Origin of the sequence: Amphritea balenae (genome assembly GCF_003858655.1) — a bacterium.
In the GTDB taxonomy this organism is placed as follows: domain Bacteria; phylum Pseudomonadota; class Gammaproteobacteria; order Pseudomonadales; family Balneatricaceae; genus Amphritea; species Amphritea balenae.
The window spans coordinates 229,829-253,072 of record NZ_RQXV01000006.1; the positions used below are offsets into that span (position 1 = coordinate 229,829).

At 47.6% G+C, this 23,244-nt stretch carries 25 protein-coding genes; 16 read left to right on the plus strand and 9 right to left on the minus strand.

Going from position 1 to position 23,244, the window contains the following annotated elements:
- The first annotated feature begins 16 nt into the window (after window positions 1-16).
- Window positions 17-994: a M14 family metallopeptidase gene (locus EHS89_RS12315; protein WP_124926451.1), complete on the plus strand. Its 978-nt coding sequence runs from the start codon at window positions 17-19 to the stop codon at window positions 992-994.
- A gap of 1 nt (window position 995) precedes the next feature.
- Window positions 996-1,508, plus strand: a complete 513-nt coding sequence (locus EHS89_RS12320; RefSeq protein ID WP_124926452.1) for a DUF501 domain-containing protein — start codon at window positions 996-998, stop codon at window positions 1,506-1,508.
- Window positions 1,509-1,615: 107 nt separating this feature from the next.
- On the opposite strand, the gene EHS89_RS12325 is transcribed toward EHS89_RS12320, so the two are convergent.
- The gene (locus EHS89_RS12325; RefSeq protein WP_124926453.1) at window positions 1,616-1,861 is read right to left on the minus strand and encodes a YfhL family 4Fe-4S dicluster ferredoxin; all 246 of its coding nucleotides are present in this window, start codon (window positions 1,859-1,861) and stop codon (window positions 1,616-1,618) included.
- Between the two features lie 36 nt (window positions 1,862-1,897).
- Window positions 1,898-2,377 (minus strand): pantetheine-phosphate adenylyltransferase, encoded by a 480-nt coding sequence (gene coaD, locus EHS89_RS12330; RefSeq protein ID WP_124926454.1) that lies wholly within the window; start codon window positions 2,375-2,377, stop codon window positions 1,898-1,900.
- A 175-nt stretch (window positions 2,378-2,552) separates the two neighbouring features.
- Between coaD and EHS89_RS12335 the strand changes: the two genes are divergently transcribed.
- On the plus strand, window positions 2,553-3,815 hold the full coding sequence (locus tag EHS89_RS12335) for a M48 family metallopeptidase (RefSeq protein ID WP_124926455.1): 1,263 nt from the start codon (window positions 2,553-2,555) through the stop codon (window positions 3,813-3,815).
- A gap of 59 nt (window positions 3,816-3,874) precedes the next feature.
- Here EHS89_RS12335 and rsmD read toward each other — a convergent pair whose 3' ends face one another.
- A complete protein-coding gene (gene rsmD, locus EHS89_RS12340) occupies window positions 3,875-4,486 on the minus strand; it encodes a 16S rRNA (guanine(966)-N(2))-methyltransferase RsmD (RefSeq protein WP_124926456.1) in 612 nt (203 codons plus the stop codon).
- A 22-nt stretch (window positions 4,487-4,508) separates the two neighbouring features.
- A complete protein-coding gene (locus EHS89_RS12345) occupies window positions 4,509-5,744 on the minus strand; it encodes a hypothetical protein (RefSeq protein ID WP_124926457.1) in 1,236 nt (411 codons plus the stop codon).
- Between the two features lie 153 nt (window positions 5,745-5,897).
- On the opposite strand from EHS89_RS12345, the gene ftsY reads away from it, so the two are divergent.
- The 9 genes from ftsY to EHS89_RS12390 all read left to right on the plus strand — a co-directional run bounded on the left by ftsY (window position 5,898) and on the right by EHS89_RS12390 (window position 15,040).
- The gene (gene ftsY, locus EHS89_RS12350; protein WP_124926458.1) at window positions 5,898-7,223 is read left to right on the plus strand and encodes a signal recognition particle-docking protein FtsY; all 1,326 of its coding nucleotides are present in this window, start codon (window positions 5,898-5,900) and stop codon (window positions 7,221-7,223) included.
- Window positions 7,224-7,235: 12 nt separating this feature from the next.
- On the plus strand, window positions 7,236-7,898 hold the full coding sequence (gene ftsE / locus EHS89_RS12355; RefSeq protein WP_124926459.1) for a cell division ATP-binding protein FtsE: 663 nt from the start codon (window positions 7,236-7,238) through the stop codon (window positions 7,896-7,898).
- The gene (gene ftsX, locus EHS89_RS12360; RefSeq protein ID WP_124926460.1) at window positions 7,888-8,907 is read left to right on the plus strand and encodes a permease-like cell division protein FtsX; all 1,020 of its coding nucleotides are present in this window, start codon (window positions 7,888-7,890) and stop codon (window positions 8,905-8,907) included. The genes ftsE and ftsX overlap by 11 nt, the downstream gene beginning before the upstream one ends.
- 257 nt (window positions 8,908-9,164) lie before the next feature.
- A complete protein-coding gene (rpoH, locus tag EHS89_RS12365; RefSeq protein ID WP_124926461.1) occupies window positions 9,165-10,022 on the plus strand; it encodes an RNA polymerase sigma factor RpoH in 858 nt (285 codons plus the stop codon).
- A gap of 201 nt (window positions 10,023-10,223) precedes the next feature.
- Window positions 10,224-10,601 (plus strand): DUF423 domain-containing protein, encoded by a 378-nt coding sequence (locus tag EHS89_RS12370; protein ID WP_124926462.1) that lies wholly within the window; start codon window positions 10,224-10,226, stop codon window positions 10,599-10,601.
- 45 nt (window positions 10,602-10,646) lie between these two features.
- Window positions 10,647-10,847, plus strand: a complete 201-nt coding sequence (gene thiS, locus EHS89_RS12375; protein WP_124926463.1) for a sulfur carrier protein ThiS — start codon at window positions 10,647-10,649, stop codon at window positions 10,845-10,847.
- Window positions 10,848-10,905: 58 nt separating this feature from the next.
- Window positions 10,906-11,703: a thiazole synthase gene (locus tag EHS89_RS12380; protein WP_124926464.1), complete on the plus strand. Its 798-nt coding sequence runs from the start codon at window positions 10,906-10,908 to the stop codon at window positions 11,701-11,703.
- A 223-nt stretch (window positions 11,704-11,926) separates the two neighbouring features.
- Entirely contained in the window at window positions 11,927-12,658 is a 732-nt protein-coding gene (gene trmB / locus EHS89_RS12385; RefSeq protein WP_124926465.1) for a tRNA (guanosine(46)-N7)-methyltransferase TrmB, read from the plus strand.
- A 180-nt stretch (window positions 12,659-12,838) separates the two neighbouring features.
- Window positions 12,839-15,040, plus strand: coding sequence for a TonB-dependent receptor plug domain-containing protein (locus tag EHS89_RS12390; protein WP_170167493.1), 2,202 nt, complete (start codon window positions 12,839-12,841; stop codon window positions 15,038-15,040).
- Between the two features lie 58 nt (window positions 15,041-15,098).
- Here EHS89_RS12390 and EHS89_RS12395 read toward each other — a convergent pair whose 3' ends face one another.
- From EHS89_RS12395 to EHS89_RS12405, 3 genes are read right to left on the minus strand one after another with little or no spacing between them, the layout of a single operon-like run.
- A complete protein-coding gene (locus EHS89_RS12395) occupies window positions 15,099-15,518 on the minus strand; it encodes a cytochrome b562 (protein WP_124926467.1) in 420 nt (139 codons plus the stop codon).
- 1 nt (window position 15,519) lies between these two features.
- Window positions 15,520-15,774, minus strand: coding sequence for an FmdB family zinc ribbon protein (locus EHS89_RS12400; protein ID WP_124926468.1), 255 nt, complete (start codon window positions 15,772-15,774; stop codon window positions 15,520-15,522).
- 18 nt (window positions 15,775-15,792) lie between these two features.
- On the minus strand, window positions 15,793-16,263 hold the full coding sequence (locus tag EHS89_RS12405; protein WP_124926469.1) for an Lrp/AsnC family transcriptional regulator: 471 nt from the start codon (window positions 16,261-16,263) through the stop codon (window positions 15,793-15,795).
- Window positions 16,264-16,524: 261 nt separating this feature from the next.
- On the opposite strand from EHS89_RS12405, the gene EHS89_RS12410 reads away from it, so the two are divergent.
- Window positions 16,525-16,869, plus strand: a complete 345-nt coding sequence (locus EHS89_RS12410) for a 4a-hydroxytetrahydrobiopterin dehydratase (protein WP_124926470.1) — start codon at window positions 16,525-16,527, stop codon at window positions 16,867-16,869.
- A 110-nt stretch (window positions 16,870-16,979) separates the two neighbouring features.
- On the plus strand, window positions 16,980-17,594 hold the full coding sequence (locus EHS89_RS12415; protein ID WP_170167494.1) for a DUF2799 domain-containing protein: 615 nt from the start codon (window positions 16,980-16,982) through the stop codon (window positions 17,592-17,594).
- Between the two features lie 156 nt (window positions 17,595-17,750).
- Here EHS89_RS12415 and EHS89_RS12420 read toward each other — a convergent pair whose 3' ends face one another.
- The gene (locus EHS89_RS12420) at window positions 17,751-18,224 is read right to left on the minus strand and encodes a Spy/CpxP family protein refolding chaperone (RefSeq protein ID WP_124926472.1); all 474 of its coding nucleotides are present in this window, start codon (window positions 18,222-18,224) and stop codon (window positions 17,751-17,753) included.
- A gap of 161 nt (window positions 18,225-18,385) precedes the next feature.
- Here EHS89_RS12420 and EHS89_RS12425 point away from each other — a divergent pair, with 161 nt between their 5' ends.
- Entirely contained in the window at window positions 18,386-19,087 is a 702-nt protein-coding gene (locus EHS89_RS12425; RefSeq protein ID WP_124926473.1) for a response regulator transcription factor, read from the plus strand.
- A gap of 22 nt (window positions 19,088-19,109) precedes the next feature.
- Window positions 19,110-20,492 carry a sensor histidine kinase gene (locus EHS89_RS12430; RefSeq protein WP_124926474.1) on the plus strand — a complete coding sequence of 461 codons (1,383 nt, stop codon included), beginning with the start codon at window positions 19,110-19,112 and terminating at the stop codon, window positions 20,490-20,492.
- Here the strand turns inward: EHS89_RS12430 and EHS89_RS12435 are convergent.
- Window positions 20,489-23,215: an EAL domain-containing protein gene (locus EHS89_RS12435; RefSeq protein WP_229753575.1), complete on the minus strand. Its 2,727-nt coding sequence runs from the start codon at window positions 23,213-23,215 to the stop codon at window positions 20,489-20,491. The genes EHS89_RS12430 and EHS89_RS12435 overlap by 4 nt on opposite strands.
- Window positions 23,216-23,244: the final 29 nt, after the last annotated feature.

A 23,244-nucleotide genomic window follows, 5' to 3' on the forward strand; every position in this document is an offset into this window, starting at 1 on the left:
ATCATAAGAGCTTTCTATGTCTGTGCCTCCCTGTCGTTTTTCTATCTCTGAATCTGATGCGCCTTTAGAGCTGTTACCCCAGGATATCAGCGCTTGGCGGCAGGGTAATTGCTCGACTGAATATGTGCACCGGCTTGATTCCGGGGTGCCCGGCCCGGAACTGGTGATTCAGGCACTGACCCACGGTAACGAAATCTGTGGTGCAAATACGCTGATCTGGCTGTTGGAACATGGTGTTATGCCGGTAAAGGGTGCCCTGACACTGATCTTTGCCAATGTTGCAGCCTACCAGACCTTTGACCCGCAGCGGCCTTTTGCCAGCCGTTGTCTGGACGAAGATATGAATCGTCTCTGGCAGACAGAGAGTCTGCTAAGGCCTGATAGTCGGGAAAGTCATCGGGCGGTTGAACTATTACCTTATATCGAGAATGCAGACAGCCTGTTGGATCTACATTCAACAACTTATGCAGTCGCGCCGATGCTGATCTACCCGGATAACCTTCGTAACCGGGAATTTGCCGATAGTATGCAGTATCCATTCCCTCATCTGCTTTATGATCTGGGCAGCTATCATACCGGGATGCTGATTTCTGAGCATGAGCGGCACAGTGATGCCGGTGTTTCGCTAGTGGCTGAGTGTGGTCAGCACTTTGCTGCAGCTACCAGTGCCCAGGCACTGGCTACCGCACTGCACTTCATTGCGCTGCATGGCATGCTGGATGCTGATGTTGAGATCCCTGACTGGGGTTATGCACCCGATAAAAGCGCCGGACATTATCGTATTGACCGGGTGCTTCAGGCGCAGACTGAGCGATTCCGCTTTGCAGAACCGGTTAGTGGTTTTGAGCGTTTTAGCCGGGGTGAGCTGATCGCTACAGATGATCAGGAGTTGATCGCTGCACCTTTTGATAACTGCGCTCTGATCATGCCGGCCCGGGTGCCGGTGGAAGGGGAAGAAGTTGTGACACTGGCTGAATATATCGACAGGAACTGAGATGCCGATTACTGAACTACAAATGCAAATAATTGAACGTCAGCTGGGACGTAAGCCCCGAGGCCTTGTGGATATCGCCTGGCAGAGTAAACAGGGCGTACCTGCTGTACTGCAGATGCGATCTCTGGTCGATGATCAGCCGTTTCCGACCTTGTACTGGCTCAGCTCAAAGGATCTGTATCAGGCGATCGCCGAGATAGAGACCGGTGGTGAAGTGAAGCGGATCGAGCAACAAATGGCTGAGGATGATGAATTGCGTCAGGCTCACCTGGCTGATCAGCAGCGTTATGTTGATCTTCGCTGGCAGGAGATGGCTGAGAGTGATCGGCTAAGAATTGAAGAGCTGGGCTTTACCGAGCTGTTTAATAGTTATGGCATTGGCGGTATTCGGCACTGGGATAAAGTGCGCTGTTTGCATATGCAGTATGCGTATCATTTAGCTGTGGGGGGGACGGCGATCGGTCGTTTACTTGAACAACGCTACCCTTTAGCTAGTCTGGAGCTAACTATATAAGCCGCTTATGGTGAATAGCGTTATTGATTGAAGCAGGTCGCTGCGAAACGATAGAACAGGCAATAAAAAAGCAGGCTTTAGCCTGCTTTTTTAGTTCTGAAATCGTATTAACCGGTCAGCTTGTGGTATTTATCCATCAGCTGATCTTCAGTTTCAACGTGATCCGGATCCTTAGGGATGCAATCTACCGGACAGACTTCAACACACTGTGGCGTGTCGTAATGACCTACACACTCAGTACATTTAGCTGGATCGATCTCATAGATCTCATCTCCCGGAGTGATCGCCTCGTTTGGGCATTCCGGCTCACACACGTCACAGTTAATGCATTCATCTGTGATAATTAATGCCATTGTGGCTACCTCACTAGCTCGTAATTGCTAATATTATTAGCGTGCGAAACGATCCTTCAGTGCCTGATGCACTTCAGGATGTACAAATTGTTCAACATCACCACCCAGGCTTGCGATCTCGCGAATCAGGGTCGATGAAATAAAAGACAGATCTTCCGCTGGTGTGAGGAAAATACTCTCTGCTGTTGGCGCCAGTTTGCGATTCATGTTGGCAAGCTGGAACTCATATTCGAAGTCGGATACAGCCCGTAACCCCCGAAGAATGATATTGGCATTCTGCTGTTCAATCAGCGTTGCCAGCAGGCAGTCGAAACCAACTACTTCAACATTATCCAGATGAGCCGTGACAGCCTTTACTAACGCAACACGCTGTTCTATTTCGAAAAGCGGTGCCTTTTTTGGGCTGGCGGCGATAGCGACTACGACTTTATCAAACAGCTTTGATGCACGTTCAACAAGGTCTGAGTGCCCATTGGTAATTGGGTCGAAAGTACCCGGGTATACTGCAATGTTCATTATGAGTTCACTATGATTGTGCTTGAATGAATATTAGCAAATCCGCAAGTGCGCGATATTAGCTGAAATGCAAGGCTATCACAAATACAATAATGGAATGAATTATTATATTTTAGTTATAAGAAATATTTTTTTAATTACATTTAAGAATAATATGTATCGGAGCGGGCCGCAGATGACCGGAAAACAAATAGTTACAACATTACTGCTGGCGCTGGGAACAGTGTTTCTGAGCGGTTGCCAGACGCTGCAGAACATCGATAAAGGTCTCTATAATGCGGCGGAGTCGATTAGTGAAACAGATCGGGTGACAGGGCAACGTACTCTGAGTGCCGCAGATCGTAGTGCGCAGATCCGTCAGGGTAATGCTGCGGTTGAAAAAATTGTAGCCGATGAAAAAAAACAGGGTCGTAAATTAGATTCGGCGTTGGATCGTAAGCAGTATCAGCGTTTAGTTCGTATCTTCGATCGGGTACACCGGGTGAGTCACCTGAGTCGGGAGCGGTGGCAACCGATATTAATAGATCGGGATTCCTTTAATGCGTTTACCACCGGTGGTACTTATATTGTGGTGCATCTGGGGCTTATGCAGCAGTTGAACGATGATGAAGTCGCCGCTGTTGTCGGTCATGAGATAGCGCATACCGTTGCAAACCATGTGGGTGAACGTCAGACCCAGCAACAGCTGAGTTTACTCGCTTCAAAAGCGGCCCGGCAAAAAGGGTATCAGGCGGCATTTACCCATGAGCTTGAGCGAGAAGCGGATCGTATCGGTATTCTCTATAGTGCGCTGTCGGGGTTTGATCCTTATGCTTCAAGCAGGATCTGGCAGCGTCAGTACCAGCAGCAGGGTAATGCCCGTAGCTTGTTCGCCCATGATCACCCGGTTAACGCCGAGCGTGCCTCAGAAACGAAAATACTGGCCGGCCGGGTTAAGCAGTATTATCAGCCGGGACGGATTAATCCTCAGGCTGCGACGTTGTTGGATAACAATAGTTTGTGGCAAAAGAGCGATAACCGGCATAAAGAGACTGCGGGAGAAGGAGGGGGTGTTGCTGCGGTGTTGAGTACTGCACTGGGTGCCTATGTTGATCATCAACAGGCAAAGCAGGAGGCTTCAAGGCAGTCTCAGCAGGCTCAGTTTGTGAAAGCAGTAGAGCAACATATGCAGTTAGAAAAGCAGACCCGAAAAACCGATACCAGCTGGGTTACCCGCTGGCGGTGGCGTGGAAATATCCCATTGAACAATGTGGTGATGGGAATGATGGCTCAGGATAGTAAAGGCAAACTACATCGTTATGTGTCGCATCTTAAAGGTAGTTTGAGACCAGGGCAGCGATTTGATCTTGAGTTCAGGATGCAGGATGGAGTAACACTTAAACAGTTAGAAGGTATGAAAACCCGTTACTATGTGGACGATGCATTACCCGCAAAATAGCTGGTTTTTCAGGTTTAAAAAAACGCGCCGGAAGCGCGTTTTTTGTTAAGTCGATTCTACTATGCATTGCGCTCGTAAAGCCGGTAGGTCACCTGACCGGCGTGCTTTTCACGATAGAGCTGCCAGTTTTCAGGTACCTGCGGATCGGTTAGTTCTTGCTCGGTCTCCAGATAGATCATTGCATGATCCGATAACAGATTCTTCTGCTCAAGAAGCTGACAGCAGAGCTGGGCCAGGCCTTTATGAAAGGGGGGATCTAAAAACACCACATCGTACTGGCTTTCTAAATCGTTGCTACGGCTTTCCAGCCACTCCAGAGCTGAGCCTGTAATCAGTTCGGCATGTTGCGTTTTCAGGTCCTGAATATTCTGCCGTAGCTGATGAATAACCGCAGGAGCATTGTCTATCATGGTGGCATGAATGGCGCCCCGGGACAGAGCTTCAAAGGCTAATGCGCCGCTGCCGGTAAACAGGTCGAGACAGCGACCACCGGGAACATAGCTTGCCAGCCAGTTAAACAGCGTTTCCCGCACCCGGTCAGGCGTGGGCCGTAAACCTTCGGATTCAGGAAAGTTCAGCTTCCTGCCACGCCATTCGCCACCGATAATGCGAAGTTGTTGCTTACCCGCACCTACTTTCTGAGGTGAACGTTGCGGACGTCGTCTGGCCATGCATTTTCCTTAACCGTTTTGCTTAGTAGGCGGGTAGTATCAGCTGATATTGCTGAGAGCTATCCAGGTAGCGATTTATTAATTGTTTAACCTGCTGGTTATCAACCCGCTCCAGCCGTTCGGAAAACTGATCCAGATAATCCACGGGGAGCTGGTAGAAAGCGATGTTTTCCAGCTGACCGAGTTGTGCCTGCGTCTGTGCCATCTGATTATTGAATTTGTCTTGCAATTGAGCGCGGGTTTTATCAATCAGCTGGTCTGATAGTTGTGCTTTTAATGGCTGCAACAGGTTGTACAGATCAGTATTGGCGGTTATCTGCGGGCCGTGCAGGATCATAGCGATATAACCTTGTTTGTCCAGCGATTTCCAAATCAGACGAAACTTAGCTTCCTGGCTTTGTAATAGTTGTTGCAGGGTTCGAACCGCCAGCAGCTCATTAAGGAAGTTGGCTTGTTGGCGTCCTGGAAGTTCTAGTCCAGCCAGCATATAGGTGCTGTTACCTTGCGGCGCTAATGAAAGTTGGTTCGGCGTACCCGGTGGGCGGCTGAAATCATCATTGCTGCTGTAATTCGGCAGAGCTTGCCCAAGTAACTGTGCTAATGCCCGGCTTTCAGGTCCCTGAACCGTAATCGTCAGAGTTGTAGGGTTGATGCGGGCGCGATAAAGATCATCGAAGCGCTGTAGTGGGTGAACACTGGGGTCAGGGTTTAGCTGATTAAGGAAAGTGCTGAGCAACAGGTTTTCTGGATCTTTCTGGTTTAAGTATTGCTTTGCTTCCAACCGGTTCCAGCTTTTTTCAAGGCTGTTATAGATTAGTGCCTCACTCAGATCTTGCTGTAAGGCTTTTATCATTGTACTGATCTGTTGAGTTTGTTCGCTGTAATCGTTAGCGATGACTACCCTGACATTAATGCGATCTGCTTCAGTCTCAGCCTTAAAACGGGCTTTGAGCTCAGTAAAATCAGGCCTTTGAGTTATTTGTGCAAGCGCATCATTGATCCTGAGGCCTAACAACTGCTGTAGCAGTTGTTGTTGCTCACTAATGGCTGGCCCGGTTCGGTAGAGCAGGTTTATCTGCAGGTAGGGGGCATCAGCACTATCTACGTAGTAAACCGGCGCAGAGTCGTGCTTTTTGATGCTGATAAAGTCAATGCTGCTATTTTGACTGGTGGTTAGCAAAATAATAGCGATGGCAACTATCCAGATAATTGCTTTCAGATAGGTACGATTAAATAGTGGTTTGTGGCTTTCGGACATCTGTTGTTCCTGGTCATTATCTTACTGCCCCTGCCGGACTTTCCTATGGTAAGATAATCCGCCTAAATGAAACATACAGGACGACTAACAGTTGGAACAGGGATTACCCTGTTTTTTTGTATCTTAGAGCCTGACAGCGGATAGTAATTAAGCATGTTTAAGAAGCTGAAATCCTTATTTAATTCTGATCAGAAACCTGCTCAGGAAGAACAAACACCGGCACTGGATAACAATGCCGAAGAGACCCTATCAGAACAGCAATCGACGCCACAAGCTGAGCCATTACAAGAGCCGGCTCAGGAGGTTGAGCAAGAGCTGACTCAAGAATTGACTCAGGAGTCTTCATCGGACTCTGAACAGTCAGACGACGCATCTCCGACAGCCCCTGTAGCTGAAGAACCGTTAGACGAGGCCCCTGCTGAACAGACTGCGACTGAAGAGGTCCCGGTTGAAGAGGCTTTGGTTGAAACGACTCCTGAGACTGAAGTTGAAGAGCTCGTCGTAGAAGAACCTGTTACTGAAGAAAGCGTACAGGAAGATGTTAAACCGCCAGAGTCGGAAAAAAAGAGTTTCTTTGGCCGGATTAAATCAGGACTGAGCCGAACTAAGGCGAACCTGACTGAGGGCTTGGGGGCGCTGTTTCTGGGCGCAAAAGAGATTGATGATGACCTGCTGGAAGAGATTGAAACACATCTGATCATGGCGGATGTTGGTGTTGAAGCCACCACAGAAATTATCGGTAAACTGACGGACCGGGTAAGCCGTAAGCAGTTAGCCGATGCTGATGCACTCTACGCTGCGCTAAAAGAGGAATTGGCGGCACTGCTGGATGATGCAGAGGAACCACTGGATCTGAATGCCAGCAAAGGGCCTTTTGTCTTATTGATGGTGGGTGTGAATGGTGTAGGTAAAACTACGACCATCGGTAAGCTGGCGAAGAAATATCAGGCCGAAGGCAAATCAGTAATGCTGGCTGCCGGAGATACTTTCCGCGCGGCTGCGGTCGAACAGCTTCAGGTTTGGGGTGAACGAAATGATGTGCCAGTAGTCGCTCAACACACCGGTGCGGATTCTGCCTCAGTACTTTACGATGCGCTACAATCTGCGCAGGCTAAGAATGTCGATGTCGTGATTGCCGATACCGCTGGCCGGCTTCAGAACAAAGAAAACCTGATGCAAGAACTGGAAAAAGTTGTCCGGGTGATGAAGAAGCTGGACCCGGAAGCGCCCCACGAAGTGATGCTGGTACTGGACGCTGGTACCGGTCAGAACGCCATGAGTCAGGCGAAACTCTTTAAAGAAGCGGTTGGAGTCACCGGTTTGAGTTTAACCAAGCTGGACGGTACGGCAAAAGGCGGTATTATCTTTGCCATAGCGAAGCAGCTGGAGCTGCCGATTCGTTATATCGGTGTGGGTGAGCAGATAGATGATCTGCGCCCCTTTAAAGCGAAGGAATTTGTCTCCGCGCTGTTTGACTGAGGTTAAGGCTCTGTGATCAGTTTTGACAATGTAACTAAACGCTATCCCAACGGTTACGATGCGCTGAGTCAGGTCGATTTTAGCCTGGGACAGGGTGAGATGGCGTTCCTGACCGGACATTCCGGGGCGGGGAAAAGTACGCTTTTAAAACTGATTATGCTGATGGAGCGGCCTTCAAACGGCCGGGTCTTAGTGGGAGATCAGGATCTGGCTACGCTCGCCAATAACCAGATACCCTATCATCGTCGCCGTATCGGCGTGGTTTTTCAAAATCATCAGCTACTATTTGATCGCTCTGTATTCGAAAATATCGCATTACCCCTACGTATCTGTGGCTTTGATCCTACTGATGCTGCCCGACGTGCCCGGGCAGCGCTGGATAAAGTAGGCCTGCTAAGTAAAGAAAAGCTTAACCCAGTGGTGCTTTCCGGGGGTGAACAGCAGCGGGTAGGCATTGCCCGTGCGATTGTGCATAAACCTCAGTTACTTTTGGCCGATGAGCCAACCGGTAACCTGGACCCTAAATTGTCTGAAGAGATTATGCGGCTGTTCCAACAGTTTAATCAGGTAGGTACCACGGTACTGATTGCCAGTCATGATCTTGGCCTTATCGCCCGGATGCCACATCGGGTTATTACACTGCAACGGGGCAGGCTGATCAGTGATGGACAATAATCAGCGTCAAAAAGGGGCTGTACGAGTTGAGCCTCATCCGAAGCGGCAAGCCAAGCTACACCGGGGGGCTGAGCAGTTTCGCCTGAATATCTCCGACCAGGGGCGTAGTTATCTGCGTCATCATCAGGAAGTTGCGCGGTTCTCTTTTTTCTCTTTATTGAGTTCGCCTCTGACAACCTTTATGACGTTGGCTGTGCTGGCTATATCTCTGGCGTTACCCGGCGCACTCTATACCGGTTTAATGAACCTTCAGCAATTGAGCCAGGGACTGGATAGTGATCCCCGGGTGGCGCTCTATCTGGATCTGTCGGTTAATGAAACCGCCGCTGAACAGCTCAGTCGGGAGCTCTTGCTACGGGATGATGTAGCGGCTACCGAACTGATTACTGCGGAACAGGGCCGGATTGAATTTAAAGCGCAGTCCGGTTTTGGTGAAGTGTTTGATTTTCTTGATCAGAACCCGCTGCCAGCTGTGATTATGGTTATTCCCCGGGACCTGTCTGTTGTGTCTATTCCTCTGCTTCAGTCACGCTTGCAGGAATTGCCTCAGGTGGATGAAGCGATTGTTGATATGGAATGGGTTCAGCGTCTTGCTGCCTTTATCGTATTAGCGGAACGGGCAGTATGGGTGTTGGCGGCGCTGTTTGTCATGGCTGTGTTACTGGTGGTGGGAAATACTATTCGCCTGGCGATAGAGAGTCGCCGTGATGAGATTATTATCGCTAAGCTTGTCGGCGCGACAGATGCCTATGTGCGCAGACCTTTTCTCTACGATGGCATCTGGTTCGGTATTGCTGGCGGCATTCTGGCCTGGTTATTGATTCAGATAAGCTTGCTACTACTGAGCAATCCGGTGCAAAAGCTGATGCAGCTATATAATAGTCAGTTTGAGCTTTCCGGTCTGGGATTCATTGAATCAATAGTGTTATTGCTGATTAGCATACTACTAGGTCTGTTGGGTGCCTGGCTGGCTGTGGGTAGGCATTTGCGGCAGATACAGCCCCGCTAACACTAACTTAAGCGTTGGCTAAGGTTCTGTTAATCAACTGTAGGTAAGGTTGGTAAATGTAAATTTTGGTAAAGCCACTGGGTTTCAGTACTTGTCATCTGCTAATCTAGCCGCTATCTTTACCGGTCCGCTAAACTTAATAAGGGAGTAGCGGGTTAAAAAAGGGAATTATCATAGTCGGAACTTATCTGGCTACTACGTGTCATAGCTGTAACTTATGTAAGACACGGTTAACGAGATATTATTGAGGTTGTGTAATGGGCAAAAGCCTGCAAGTCGTTGAAGCATTGTCTCCGGGTCAGAATCTGGAGGCTTATGTGCGTCAGGTAACAGCAATTCCTGTTCTTACAATAGAAGAGGAACGGGCACTGTCGGAACGTCTGTATTACCAAAATGATCTTGAAGCGGCGCGCCAGTTGGTTATGTCGCATATGCGTTTTGTAGTACATGTAGCAAAGTCATACTCCGGATACGGACTGCCACAGGGCGATCTGATTCAGGAAGGTAATGTCGGTCTGATGAAAGCGGTTAAACGTTTTGATCCGAGCGTTGGTGTACGTCTGGTGTCTTTTGCTGTGCACTGGATTAAGGCCGAAATGCATGAATATATTCTGCGTAACTGGCGTATCGTAAAAGTCGCTACGACTAAGGCTCAGCGTAAGCTGTTCTTTAATTTGCGCAGCAAGAAGAAAAACCTGGGTTGGCTGACTAACGATGAAGTTGCCGCCATGGCTGAAGATCTCGGCGTAGACCAACATGTTGTGCGAGAGATGGAAGGTCGCATGAGCAGCGTTGATATGGCCTTTGATGCCCCGGTTGGCGATGATGATGAACGTGCTTATCAGTCACCGGCTTATTTTCTTGAGGACCATAGTCTGGATCCTGCTCAGCAGTTGGAAGATTCTAACTGGGAGGCTGACTCGAATCAGCGCCTGAGTCAGGCGATGGAATTACTGGATGAGCGCAGCCGGGATATTCTGATGCAGCGCTGGTTGGGCGAAGAGAAATCTACTTTGCATGAACTGGCAGCACAATATCAGGTGTCTGCAGAGCGCATTCGTCAGCTGGAAAAGAACGCTATGAAGAAGATCAAAACAGCGATGCTGGAAGCCTGATCTTCATCAGATTTAAAAAGCCGCCCTCGAATTGAGCGCGGCTTTTTTTACGTATATTTTTACTTATAGCTTAACTCAAAGCTCTGTATTTACTCGGGGAGCAAACGCTGTCGTTAGTGAATAGAATATGCAGGAGCGGTATCGCTTATCGCCATCGTATAGCTTTGTTAGAATAATGCTCCCGGCAATACGGAATCAAATATGTCAGCCCGTTTTATTTTTTTATTCGCTGCAATTAGCGGCTTTGTCTGTGTTGCCTTAGGGGCTTTTGCTGCGCACCTGTTACAGGGCTTACTGAGTGAGCGAATGTTTGAGGTGTTACAGACAGGTATTCAGTATCAGATGTTTCATACCCTGGCGTTGCTGCTGGTGGGCGTCACCATGCTGAAGACCGGTTTAAAAAGCTTACAGTTTACTGCAGGGCTCTTTCTTGCCGGTATACTGCTGTTTAGTGGCAGTTTATATGTGCTTGCTCTGAGTGGGCAGCATTGGTTAGGGGCTGTTACTCCTCTGGGCGGAGTACTTTTCCTCTGTGGTTGGCTGAGTTTAGGCTGGATATCGTTTCGCCAGCTTAAATAAACCTGGTTTTTTCAAAAAATAAGTAATAAGAGTGGATCAATCTCAATGCAGATACAGCTAAATGGTGACAATATCGAGGTTCAGGATGATGCCTCTGTAGCAACGCTGATAGCCAGAATGGATCTGGGTGAGCGCCGGGTAGCGGTTGAACTCAACCTGGAAATTGTACCCCGTAGTCTACATGCTGAAACCCTGCTAAAAGCGGGTGACCGGTTGGAAGTAGTGCACGCGATCGGCGGCGGTTGAGCGACCAGAAGTGACAACGGCTTTTGAATAAAAACAGAATTTGATTAGGTAGAAGAGAATGTCAGAGCAACATAACGATCCATTGATTATTGCCGGTAGAAGTTTTCAGTCCCGTTTACTTATCGGTACTGGTAAATACCGGGATCTTGAAGAAACCCGTTTGGCGATTGAAGCCAGTGGTGCGGAAATTGTTACTGTTGCTGTTCGCCGGACCAATATTGGTCAAAACCCGGATGAGCCAAACCTGTTGGATGTTATTTCACCGGATAAGTACACTATCCTGCCAAACACAGCGGGCTGTTTTAATGCGGTTGATGCGGTGCGTACCTGTAAGCTGGCGCGGGAACTGATGGACGGTCACGACCTGGTTAAATTAGAAGTACTGGGCGATGAGAAAACACTGTACCCAAATGTGGTTGAAACTATTAAAGCGGCTGACGAACTGGTGCGTGATGGTTTTAAGGTGATGGTTTATACCAGTGATGATCCGATTGTGGCTAAAGAGCTGGAAGCTATTGGCTGTGTTTCCATTATGCCGCTGGGCTCTATGATCGGTTCCGGCCTGGGTATCCTCAATCCACATAATATCAATGTGATTATGGAAGATTGTAAAGTGCCGGTATTGGTTGATGCGGGTGTCGGCACAGCGTCTGAAGCGGCGGTAGCGATGGAGATGGGCTGTGAGGCCGTATTGATGAACTCTGCAATTGCCGGCGCGCGCAACCCTATTCTCATGGCTCATGCTATGCGTAAAGCGGTAGAGGCCGGTCGTGAAGCTTATCTGGCGGGCCGTATGCCCCGGAAAAAGTATGCCAGCGCATCTTCGCCGATGGAAGGGACTATTGTCGGTAAATAAGTGTCGGTCGGTAAGTGTTGGCAAATAAGTGTTGCTAGGTAAGTATTGGAAAATACGTATTCAGAAATAACCGGTGCTTAAATAATCACCACAAGATATCAACCGCTGGTATAATCCGTCTAAGTTGAAATATCTATATTGCAGCCTGATCAATTGATCAGGCTGTTTTTTTTCAGAATCAGGTTTCATAAGAAGCAAGCATTAGAAGAGTCAGGTCAGATTGATGTCAGAAGAGAACAACACCGAACAGCAGAATCAGGAACAGCCTGCTGAACAGAAGTATATGCGTACTGTGAGAAGCTTTGTCCTGCGTGCCGGTCGTATGACCGAAGGTCAGCAGAAAGCGATGGAATCGGTATGGCCTGAAATGGGTTTGGAGTTGAGTCAGGGGCAGCTGGATCTGGCGCAAGTGTTTGGCCGGGAAGCCCCGGTAGTATTGGAAATCGGTTTTGGTATGGGCGATTCGTTGATCGAAATGGCGAAAGATCAGCCTGAGAAAAACTATATCGGCATTGAGGTGCACCGTCCGGGCGTTGGTCGCTTGTTGAGCAATGTCGAAAAGGAAGGGTTGAGTAATATCCGGGTATTCTGCGATGATGCCATTGAAGTTCTGGCCCAGTGCATTCCTGATAACAGCCTCAGCACCCTGCAACTGTTTTTTCCAGACCCATGGCATAAGAAAAAGCACCATAAGCGTCGTATCGTGCAGCTGGCGTTTGCCGAGACTCTGCGCAAGAAACTGAAAGTGGGTGGCCAGTTCCACATGGCCACTGACTGGGAAAACTATGCCGAGCATATGATGGAAGTGATGTCAGCAGCACCGGGTTACCGCAATTCAGCGGGGGAGGGACAGTTCTCACCGCAGCCTGATTGGCGTCCGGTGACTAAGTTTCAACGTCGTGGAGAACGACTGGGGCATGGGGTCTGGGACCTGATGTTTGAACGAACCGAATAATCAAAAGGTCGCAATGGCGGCCTTTTTTGTGGCTGATCAATACTATTTATGGCTCAATATAGGATGATGCTATTGTAAAAAAAATTTAACAGGGATGAGTTGAAGAATTAGTTGGTACAGCAATTGCGAGCATTTTAGTTAATGCATATGAGCTGTATCTGTATTTTATTGGGGGATAAAATGCGTAGTATATCACTCACCTTGTGTACGGCTTTACTATTGCTGCAGTCCTATAAAGCGGCTGCTGTAAACGATCTGGCTTTATTGAATCTCAGTCTGATGGATCTGGGTGATGTGAGGATATATACCGCGTCTCGATACCTGACGGATATAGATAAAGCGGCAGCTAATATTACAGTAGTAACATCCGAAGACATTCAGGATAAAGGTTATAAGTCTCTCTATGATGTCTTACGCAATACGCCGGGCTTTTTCTTTTTCAGTTTTGGCGGTGAGATAAAAGTAGGCTTACATGGTCTGCCACAAGTGACCGATGGCTATGCTTTGGTTATTGATAACAACCTGATAGCTAATAACCTCGCGAACTACCACGCCTTTCCAAATTTAGCTTATGTAAAGCAGATAGAGATCATTAAGGGGCCTTCCGCTGTGCTTTGGGGCGATAGTGCTTCGCTAGGTATTGTGCACATTATTACTAAAGGCGCTGATGACCTTGGCGACGATGATTATAATCTGGTGGCCTCGGCTGATTACGAGGCGCTACAACAACGTGACATCGAGAATGTGATGATGTCCAAACATTATGACCAGGGCTCGGTGTTTGCTTCTCTGACCAGCTTTGATAGTGATGCTAGCTGGGGCGAGGGATTCAATACCTCTGAATCCGGTCCGGTACCCCATGAGCTAAGTAATGATATGGGGGATTTTGATTTTGATCGTAGTTATGACCTGTACCTGAAGGGATCTTATAACGACTTCAGTGTTAATCTAAGGTCGGCAAAAAACTACTATAAACAAGGTGAAGAGATCGCAAGGAATACACAATATCGGAATGATGATTTATTTGCCCTGAACTATGATCATGACTTCACCTCTGCCATAACGACGAACCTTCGTACTTTTTACACCCGCCATAATGATTATCATGATTTCTACAGTTTATTTGGTGACAACCAGAACACCTCTGATTACCAGGTGATAACTAAAGGTGCAGAGGCAATAACGACTTTATCGAGTGATGCCAATACACTTTTAGTTGGGCTTTATGGTCATCAACAGCAGATTAAAAATACTTCTAACGGGGCGGATGGGCTTAATCTTAGTAGCAACATATACAGCCAGTCAGTCTTTCTGGAAAACAGTTATACGGGCCTTGAAGACTTTGTTTTTAGTGTAGGTGGTCGTTATACGGAAAAACGTGATGAACAAGGGACAAGGTATTACAATCTACCGAAATTTTCCGTCAGTTATGAGCTAACAGATAAGTTAACGGCTAAATATCTGTACTCTGAATCAGAGTTTTTTCCTTTCCTTAAAGTGACTGACGGTCCTGACTACCTGCAAAGTGCAATTAATGAGATGATCATGTTCGACCTTCAGGATGAGCGTGAGGTCAGGTCGAAGAATCTTCAGTTCTCATATAGCACGCAAAATACTCAGGCAAAGCTAAATTTCTTCTATATACGCGGCCAGAATTTCCTTAATGCCACCTGGTATGAAAACAGGGCTTTTACCGATTTCCCGCTTGGTGATCAGGATAATATTTACTATACCCAGATAGATGATTTTCCCAGCGAGATTATCAGTAAAGGCGTTGAATTTGATCTGCAGCATCAGTACTCATGGGGAGAGTTATATAGCTCGATTAATTATACCCGTTCAGAGTCTAAAGAGCGGCCAATGCTGTTTGGGGCAGTGCCGATAGATATAGATTATTACGAGTTCATTGAGCCAAATGACTGGAATACTACTCAGATGCTGAGCCTGAATTCACTCATTGATGATGAAGAGAGCTTTTTTAATTATCCTGAGTTGACCCTGAATCTGGGCGCCACTTTTAAACTGGCTAATAACTATAAACTTAATGTTAACTACCGTGGCCTCTTTAATGTCACCTATAAACATAGCTATACCCCGACAGATTTTTTCTTTGTCACAGCTCAGGTAACCCCAAAGCCGGTCGGCACCCTGTTTTATAAGACAGAGTATGGCAAGCAGGTAACTTATAAAAAGCTTGATCCCATGCACTTTATCGATCTGAACTTACAGATGCCTGATTATATGAACTCAGGTGTAGACGTATCAGTCTATGTTAAAAATCTCTTTAACTCTGCAGAGTACTTAGGTGAAACCCTTGAGGGAGCTTATGTTAAAGGCACCTACCCTCAACAATTTGGTTTAACCGCTCAATATAAGTTTTAGCCAGATTGGCTAAAACTATTGCCTTTGTCTGGTATTGGTTCCAGGCCTTGAGTATGCGTTAAAGCATCTGCTTTAGAGTATCCAATAGCAGATCCCAAACCCCCGGTTTAGCTTTATCGTGATATTCTTCACGCAGCTGATCAACTTGTTTCAGGTCTTGCTGCAGCTTTGATAGGTTGGCTGTGTTCGCCAATGGTAGCCCGGTTAGAAACTGTTCGACCTTATTCAAGCCTTCCAGAGAAATATCTTTACGCTCGGGTGAAAAGTTAAATGCCTGAGCGGTATGCAGCTCTTCAATAAATAGCTGTATCTCCCGGTTAAATTGCTCCGGACTCTCTGCCTTTATCGCCTGCTTGTAGTGCAGGCGCATCTCTTTCATGGTGGGTTTTAGCGGGCCAGCACTGGTGTTGAGAGAAAAGCTAAGCAGCAGTACAGTAATAAGCGCTGTAAATAGTGACTTGCAGGGTGTTAAATTCATTTCAGTTACCACACTCTTTTCTTCCAGGGCAACCACCACCACTCATACAAGGTGGTGCCTGGTTTTTCAGGGCTTTGCTACTTACTACACCACCGGTAGTCAGCACTCTGCTGACCGGGCTATTTGGTGGAGTCTCTCCCGGCGCAAATCCGCCGACATCACAGAGATCAGCCCAGGTTGAAAGCTTTATCGCCATCGGATGACGGACTTCAAATATTTCTCCACTGGTTTCACAGCGGTAATCGTAAACAGGCATAGAATGCTTTCCCTGGCGTTAGTCCGCGTCTGTCAGCGGTAGTGCCGTGGTATATTTTTTCTGGTCCAGCACAAAACTGGTATTAACGGACTGTACACCCGGCAGATGTAGAAGTTCGCTACTGATGAAATGTTCGTATTCGCTCATGCTGCGGCTGACAATTTTAAGCAGGTAATCATACTGACCACTAAGCGAACAGCATTCCAGAATCTGATTGCAATCCTTCACAAACAGATCGAACTGCAGTACCGACTCGGGTCGATGGTCAGTCAGCGAAATATGAGCATAGGCGAGAATCGGCGTGCCGGTATATTCTGGGTTAAGCAGGGCAACGTAGCCCTGAATCACGCCTTGTTCTTCCAGTCGTTTAACCCGACGCCAACATGGTGACGCGGACAACCCTACTTTCTCTGCCAGCTCGTTATTAGATAAGCGCGCGTTTGTTTGCAGTTGTTTCAGGATAGCTAAATCTAATTTATCCAGGTTCATAGAGGGTCTGCTAAGGTTTTATATCGTTTAAATTATCTATCAGTTTTTATGTGCCTTCTGGCTAAGCTGATAAGACAATGACTGGCCTGATTCCTGCGACTTTGTCTTGCTTAGCGTCAGCAGGGAACTGGTTTTTGTTGTTGCGAAGAAATATATATCAAAGTGGCGCGCTAGCACAGTCTATATTAACGGTTAAGAGAAGGAGTCATAGTGACGGAAGCGGATTCCTTAGCAGAAATTAGCCTATCCGGAGTATTTGAAATGAAAACAACCGACTCATTAGGTACCCAGGAGTGCGCCCCGTGCAGTAGCGAAACGCCTGTTTTACATAGAGAAGATGCAGAAGCGCTGTTAAAGCAACTTAGTCCGGGCTGGCAGCTGAGCGATGACGGTAAGCAGATTAGTAAAGATTACCCATTCAAAAATTTTTATCGGACCATGGCGTTTGTAAATGCCCTGGCCTGGATTGCCAACCGGGAAAACCATCATCCCGATTTTGAAGTAGGCTACAACCATTGTCTGGTAAATTTCAGTACTCATGCAATTGATGGCTTATCGCAAAATGATTTTATCTGTGCCGCTAAAGTCGATGCACTGGTTTCCTGATATAAAAAGTTGATCTGCAAAAGGGGAGGCGTTAGCCTCCTCTTTCTATTTGGCTGAGGTTAAGTTTATACGTGCCACACTGCCGGTATCGTTGGGGAAGGGGAACTATTTTGCGTATTATTATATTACTGTTAAGTCTGGGGCTGGCAGGCTGTGCCACGCTGGATCGGGAGGAGTGTCAAACTGCGGACTGGCAGTTGATCGGGTTTAATGATGGTGTCGCCGGCCGTTCAGCTGAGCGATTAGAGCAGCACCGGGAAGCCTGTGCTGACTATGGTATCTCTCCATTAATGGATGATTATCTTGATGGGCATTATCGTGGTGCTGAGCGTTATTGTACGGCTGAGAACGGTTATAACCGGGCCCGTGCAGGTCAGGGTTATAATTCAGTATGCAGCGGTGGGTTGAGCTATGATTTTGAGCGCGGTTTTGAACTTGGACAGGAAGCTTATCGGCAGCTACAGCAGCAAGAGCAGGTTGAAAGACAGCTAAGTGATCAGAAATCGTCCCAGCGGGAAGATGAGAACAGGATCGCAGAGCTAGAGAAAAAGCTGGTGGCAGATAAGACTAAACCTGAACAGCGCTATCAGCTACTTCGTGATATTGAGTCACTACGTGATCAGATATATAGCCGTAAACCTGATATTCAGCGGTTAAAAACAGAAGTAGAGATGGAAAGACGTTATTCGCGGCAGTTGGAGCAGGACCTGCGTCAGCAGCTATAAGTCGAAAAAAAGCCCCACCTGGGGGAGGCGGGGCAAGAAGCCTGAAAAAGGCGACGGTGAGTTCATTATGGCATGAGCCGACGAAGGGAAAACTCCCCTCATCAGGTAGGGCGGCCAGGAGCCTGATTCAGCCCTCTCTTACCTTTATTTCTGCTGTTATCGCTTCATATTCATAAATTCAGTTTGTTGCTCCGGGGTTAGAATGTTGAACATGGCTTTCTTTTGTTCAGCACGCATTTTAACCAGTTCTGCAGCACTGCCCTGGGCTTTATCAACTAATGCGGCTACTTGTTGATCATAGTCAGCAGCGGATACATCCAGGTCGCGTAGCTCTTCCCGCATATCCTGCATAGTATCTTTCTGATCGAACATAGCGTTGCGTTGATTACGCATCAGATCTTTCATTTGATCTCTCTGCTCGTCGGTCAGTTCCAGTTCCTGAGCAATGTAGCGCATCTGCTTCATCGATTTATAGCCATGCTCTCCCATTTGAGAGTGGCGGTTATGATGTCGGCCTTCATCACGGTCGCCACAACGGCCCCAACCATCCCCCGCGGAAACCAGTCCTGCGGTTAAAGTGCCAGCGCCGATAACAACGGCAGTAATACCAATAATTAGTTTCTTGTTCATGATCTTGCTCCTGAAATCTATCTGTTTTGATGGCTACAGTATGTGTCAGGCCCCTGCTAAGTTGGGTAAAGGCGGTGTAAAGTTTGGTAAAGAGATCTGTAGAAAGATGTAATCACCAGCAAGGTTCATTATTCTGACCCTAACAGCAGAGGAATATAGATATGAGCCAAGCCGTAAAACTGTTATTAGTCGATGATGATAAGGAACTCTGTCAGTTAATGGGACAATACCTGGAGACGGAAGGTTTTCAGGTCAGCGTTGCTCACAGTGCGGAACAGGCGTTGCCGTTACTGGGTAAGGATGGCAGTTTTGATCTGTTGATCTTCGACATTATGATGCCGGGTCAGAGTGGTCTTGAGCTGTTACAGCAGATTCGTCCCAGGATTATTACACCGGTTATTATGCTGACCGGTCGCGGAGAAGATATTGACCGGATAATCGGTTTAGAGATGGGGGCAGATGATTATCTGGGTAAGCCCTGTAATCCCCGCGAGCTGGTTGCCCGGATTCGCGCAGTATTGCGTCGGGTATCGGTACCGCAGGTACCTGTTAGTGCTTCAGAAAAGCTTTGTCTGCATGGTATTGAGTTGGATACCGGTAGACGTGAAGTCGTTGTAAAAGGCGATAGCATAGAGCTGACCAGTGCAGAGTTTAATGTGCTGACTGAGTTGATGAGGCAGGTGGGACATATTGTCAGTAAAGACGATCTCACTGAGAAAGTACTACACCGAAAACTGACCGCCTATGATCGGGCGATTGATGTGCATGTGAGTCGGGTACGACAGAAGCTGGCTGCGGTATTACCGGATGTTGAGTTAATAAAGACGGTGCGTGGTGCCGGCTATATGTTAGTGCAGGAATAATGCTAAATATGGGGCCTGAGTAATGGCAATTCGCTGGTATAAACGGATTTTCTGTAAGATCTTTCTGATCGTCTGGCTAACCAGCTTTCTGGTGATAGCAGGAACGGCCTTTATCGTAGGCTCGATGTCTGAGAAAGAGCGTTATCAGGAGGTTTTAACGGCTAAGGTGCTGGGCCAGGCAGAGTTAATTGTCGATCGATATGAACGTACCGGACGGCTGCCACCAAAACCTCGGCGGGAGTTTCGCTGGAATCATGACCACGATGACGACTGGGATGACGACCGGGATGACTGGGATGATGACCGCAGAAGAGGCCACGATCGGGATAAGCGCTCTAAGGATCGCGATTTATTTCCGTTGAAAATGCAGATTTTTGATCTGCAAAAAGGTCTGGTTATTTTTGGTATTCAGGACGAGACAAAGTTTCGCAGCCCAAGGGTGCTGAAGCTTCAATCATTCAATAATAAAATGTACCGGGTCGTGGTAGAAATGGATTTTCGTCGCTCTTTTGCGGCTAAAGTCATTGGCTTTGTTGTTTCGGTGCAAGTTGTGCTGATGTTGTTTGTTGCGACCCTGACTGCGCTTTTGATCAGCTGGATTATTGTTCGTCCTATTAATCGTTTACGCCAGCATACCCGGGACCTGTATAACGGTGATCTGAGTGCCCGGACCGATGGCTGCCTGAATCAGCGGGGTGATGAAATTGGTGAACTCAGCCGCGAATTCAATCGTATGGCAGATTATGTCGAGCAGACTCTGCAATCCAACCAGCATCTGCTACAGGATGTGTCCCATGAGTTGCGTGGGCCGCTAGCCAGATTGCAGATGGCGGCTGGTTTGGCCGGTCAGCGGGTGGCAGAGGAGGATTGGGAGTATATTGAACGGATCAACTTGGAATGCGATCGTATCAATAAACTGATTGATGAAATTCTTAGTCTGTCCCGGTTAGAGCAGATGGAAGCCTCGGATCAAAGGTTTGATGCGGCTAAAGTTATTGAAACCCTGGTTGAGGATTATCGTTTTAGCGCGCCTGAACATCAGTTAACGGTAGATACAACAAACTGCTTTATTAAAGGTAATTCTGCATTGTTAGAGCGTGCGTTGAATAATATTTTAGGCAATGCCGTTAAACACACACCCGCGGGGAGTCAGGTAGCGTTGAGCGTTGGCAGTGAAGGGGGGGATGCCGTTATCCGGGTAAAAGATAATGGTCCGGGGCTAACACCTGAGCAGTTGGAAAGCCTGTTCAAACCTTTTACCCGCTTTACGGAACAGAACAATGGCTATGGTCTGGGGTTGAGTATTGCGCTACGTGCTGTGCAGTTGCTGGGTGGTAGTCTTGAGGCCCGAAGTGAGCCCGGTGCCGGACTGGAACTGGTGATGAAGTTTCCTGCCAGAGCTTAACAGGCCTTCACCGGTTGCAGGATGTTATCGATAGGCTCTGGATGACTGATAGCGTAGCCCTGGGCGTAATCGACGCCCAGCTCTATCAGACGTTGCTGAATCTCCTCCGTTTCGACAAACTCGGCAATCGTCTTCATTTTCATAATATGGCCGATCTCATTGATGGAGCGTACCATCGCTTCATCGATGGGGTCGGTCAGAATATCCCGTACAAACATGCCATCAATTTTTAGCAGATCTACGGGCAGGTTTTTAAGGTAAGCAAAGGAGGATAAGCCGCTGCCAAAATCATCCAGCGCAAACTGACAGCCCAGGTTCTGCAGCATACGTATAAAGATCTGAGCGTCTTTCAGGTTGGCTATCGCTGCGGTTTCGGTAATTTCAAATTTGATCATCGCCGTAGGCACCTGGCCATGTTCAATACTGCGGATAATAAAGCCAAGCAGAGCCTCATCCCCCAGCGACTGACCGGACAGGTTGATCGAGATACTGTCGATATGATCCAGCCCTCCGAGATTGTCTGCCATCCACTGCAGTGTGTGACTAATGACCCAGCGGTCTATCTGAGAGGCAAGATTATAGCGTTCTGCTGCGGGCAGAAATGCACCAGGAGGGATCAGGTTATTCTGGTTATCAGTCAGGCGAATCAGAACTTCATAACTGGGTTTCTGGTCCGCCTGCAGGGGCTTTATCTGTTGCGCGAAGAGACAGAACCGGTCTTCATCCAGCGCAGCATGGATCTCATTGGCCCATTGAATATAACCTTTGTGAGTTAGCTGCAGTTCATCATCTTCGCTATAGATATGAATTCGGTTACGGCCGGCATCCTTGGCGGTATAGCAGGCGGTATCGACCTCTTTCATCGCTTCGGTGGCTGTAGAGGTGTCTCTGTCTATCACGGTCAATCCGGCACTTATCTCAACCGGGAAGTTTCGCTCCTGCCACTGGAACCGGAACTGGTTCAAATGATGGATAACAACCTGGATAGCTCTTTCCGCCTGAGCAAGGCTTGAGTTCTCAAACAGAATCAGGAACTCATCGCCGCCGGGTCGGGCCAGAATATCCCGACTGCGTATTTTATCCCGCACCAGATTACTGACCTGACGTAACATTTCATCCCCCGCCATATGGCCGCAGGTATCGTTAATGATTTTGAACTGGTCAATATCGATAAAGCAGAGTACGTGATGCGACTGATGTTTGCGGGCATGATCCACGATCCGTACCAGCTCTTTTTCAAATTGCCGGCGATTGAGTAATCCGGTGAGGGCGTCATGGGTCATTTGAAAGCTAATCTCATCGGAGATTCTGCGTACTTCGGTGATATCTTCTTGCTGTGCAATGAAATGCGTAATTTCTCCCTGGGCGTTGGTTATCGGTGAGATAACCTCTTCGGCCCAATACAACTCACCACTTTTCTTCTTATTATGCAGCACTCCGCGCCACTCCTGGCCTGAGAGCAACGTCTGCCAAAGATCTTTATAGACCTCCGGAGCTGTTTCTCCGGAATTGAAAAGACGGGGGTTTTGTCCCAGTACTTCATCAGCGATATAGCCGGTCGTTATCGTAAACTTGGTGTTTACATATTCGATATTGCCATCAACATCGGTTATCACTACCACATTAGGGCTTTGTTCGACGGCCATAGATAACTTTTTCAGGGAGTTATTTGCATTGACCTGTTCGGTGGCATCGTTGAATACTGCGACTCCCCCATTTATCTCCCCGTTGCTATCCTTCAATGGAACAAATTCTGCTATCAGATACATATCCCGTTTACCTGTTACCGAGGTATATGGGCCTTCAAAATAGCCAAGCTCACCGGTAAGTGAGTCATTCAGTGCTTGTAACAGATCTGCATTTACAAGGTTATCAAGCATGTTAAAACCTACCAGCACCTGCTCTGGGGCGCCAATAATCTCAACCATACGATGGTTAACCATGGTCAGTGCTGAGTATTTGTCGTAGTGAAAAATACCGACCGGGGAGTGTTCCAGAATTGAGCTCAGGCGCTTTTCATTAGCATGGAGTTCCTGGGTGCGCTCTCCAACTCTTGTTTCCAAGTCTCTGGCCCAGCGACGCTGTGCTGATGAAAAGGTCATCATTACCGGAATCAGGAACAACATAAAAACTGTAGCTAGTCCTAACTCATTTAAAAGCTGGTTGCGCACCATCTGCTCTATATGGCTAATTTCAATATCAGCGGCGGCTATATAAGGGGTGCCATCAGCGCTGGTTTGTGGAATAAAGACACTACGAAACTTCCCCCACTGGTCGCTGATCTCAAGAAACTTCTTCTCTTTTGTAGCGAATACATCAGTAATAGCGGGATTTGCGTCTGTATAGGGATCAAAATAGTTGTATAGATCTTCCCCTGCTGAAATCTCTTCATCGGTGGCGCTGGAGCTTGTAAAGTATAGTTTCGAGTCTTGTCTGATCAGGCTATAGATATAGATGACATCGGTGTTGCGGACATAATCGGATAACTTGTAAGTATTGGCGATATCTATATCGCTCGGCAGATCACCCTTGCGCATTTCCTGACGATGAATGTTATCAGGTAGTATAAGAGGCACAGCCAAAGCACTGGTAACCAGGGAGTTATCGATTTTTTGATAGAGGAGGTCGCGCTCTTTGCCGTAATCGTAGCCGAGATAAGCTACAACCCAGGCTACATAAACCAGGACAGCAAGGTAAACCCGACTGGTCATTTTAAAAGTCATAAGCAGACTATAGCTATTATTCCATTGGC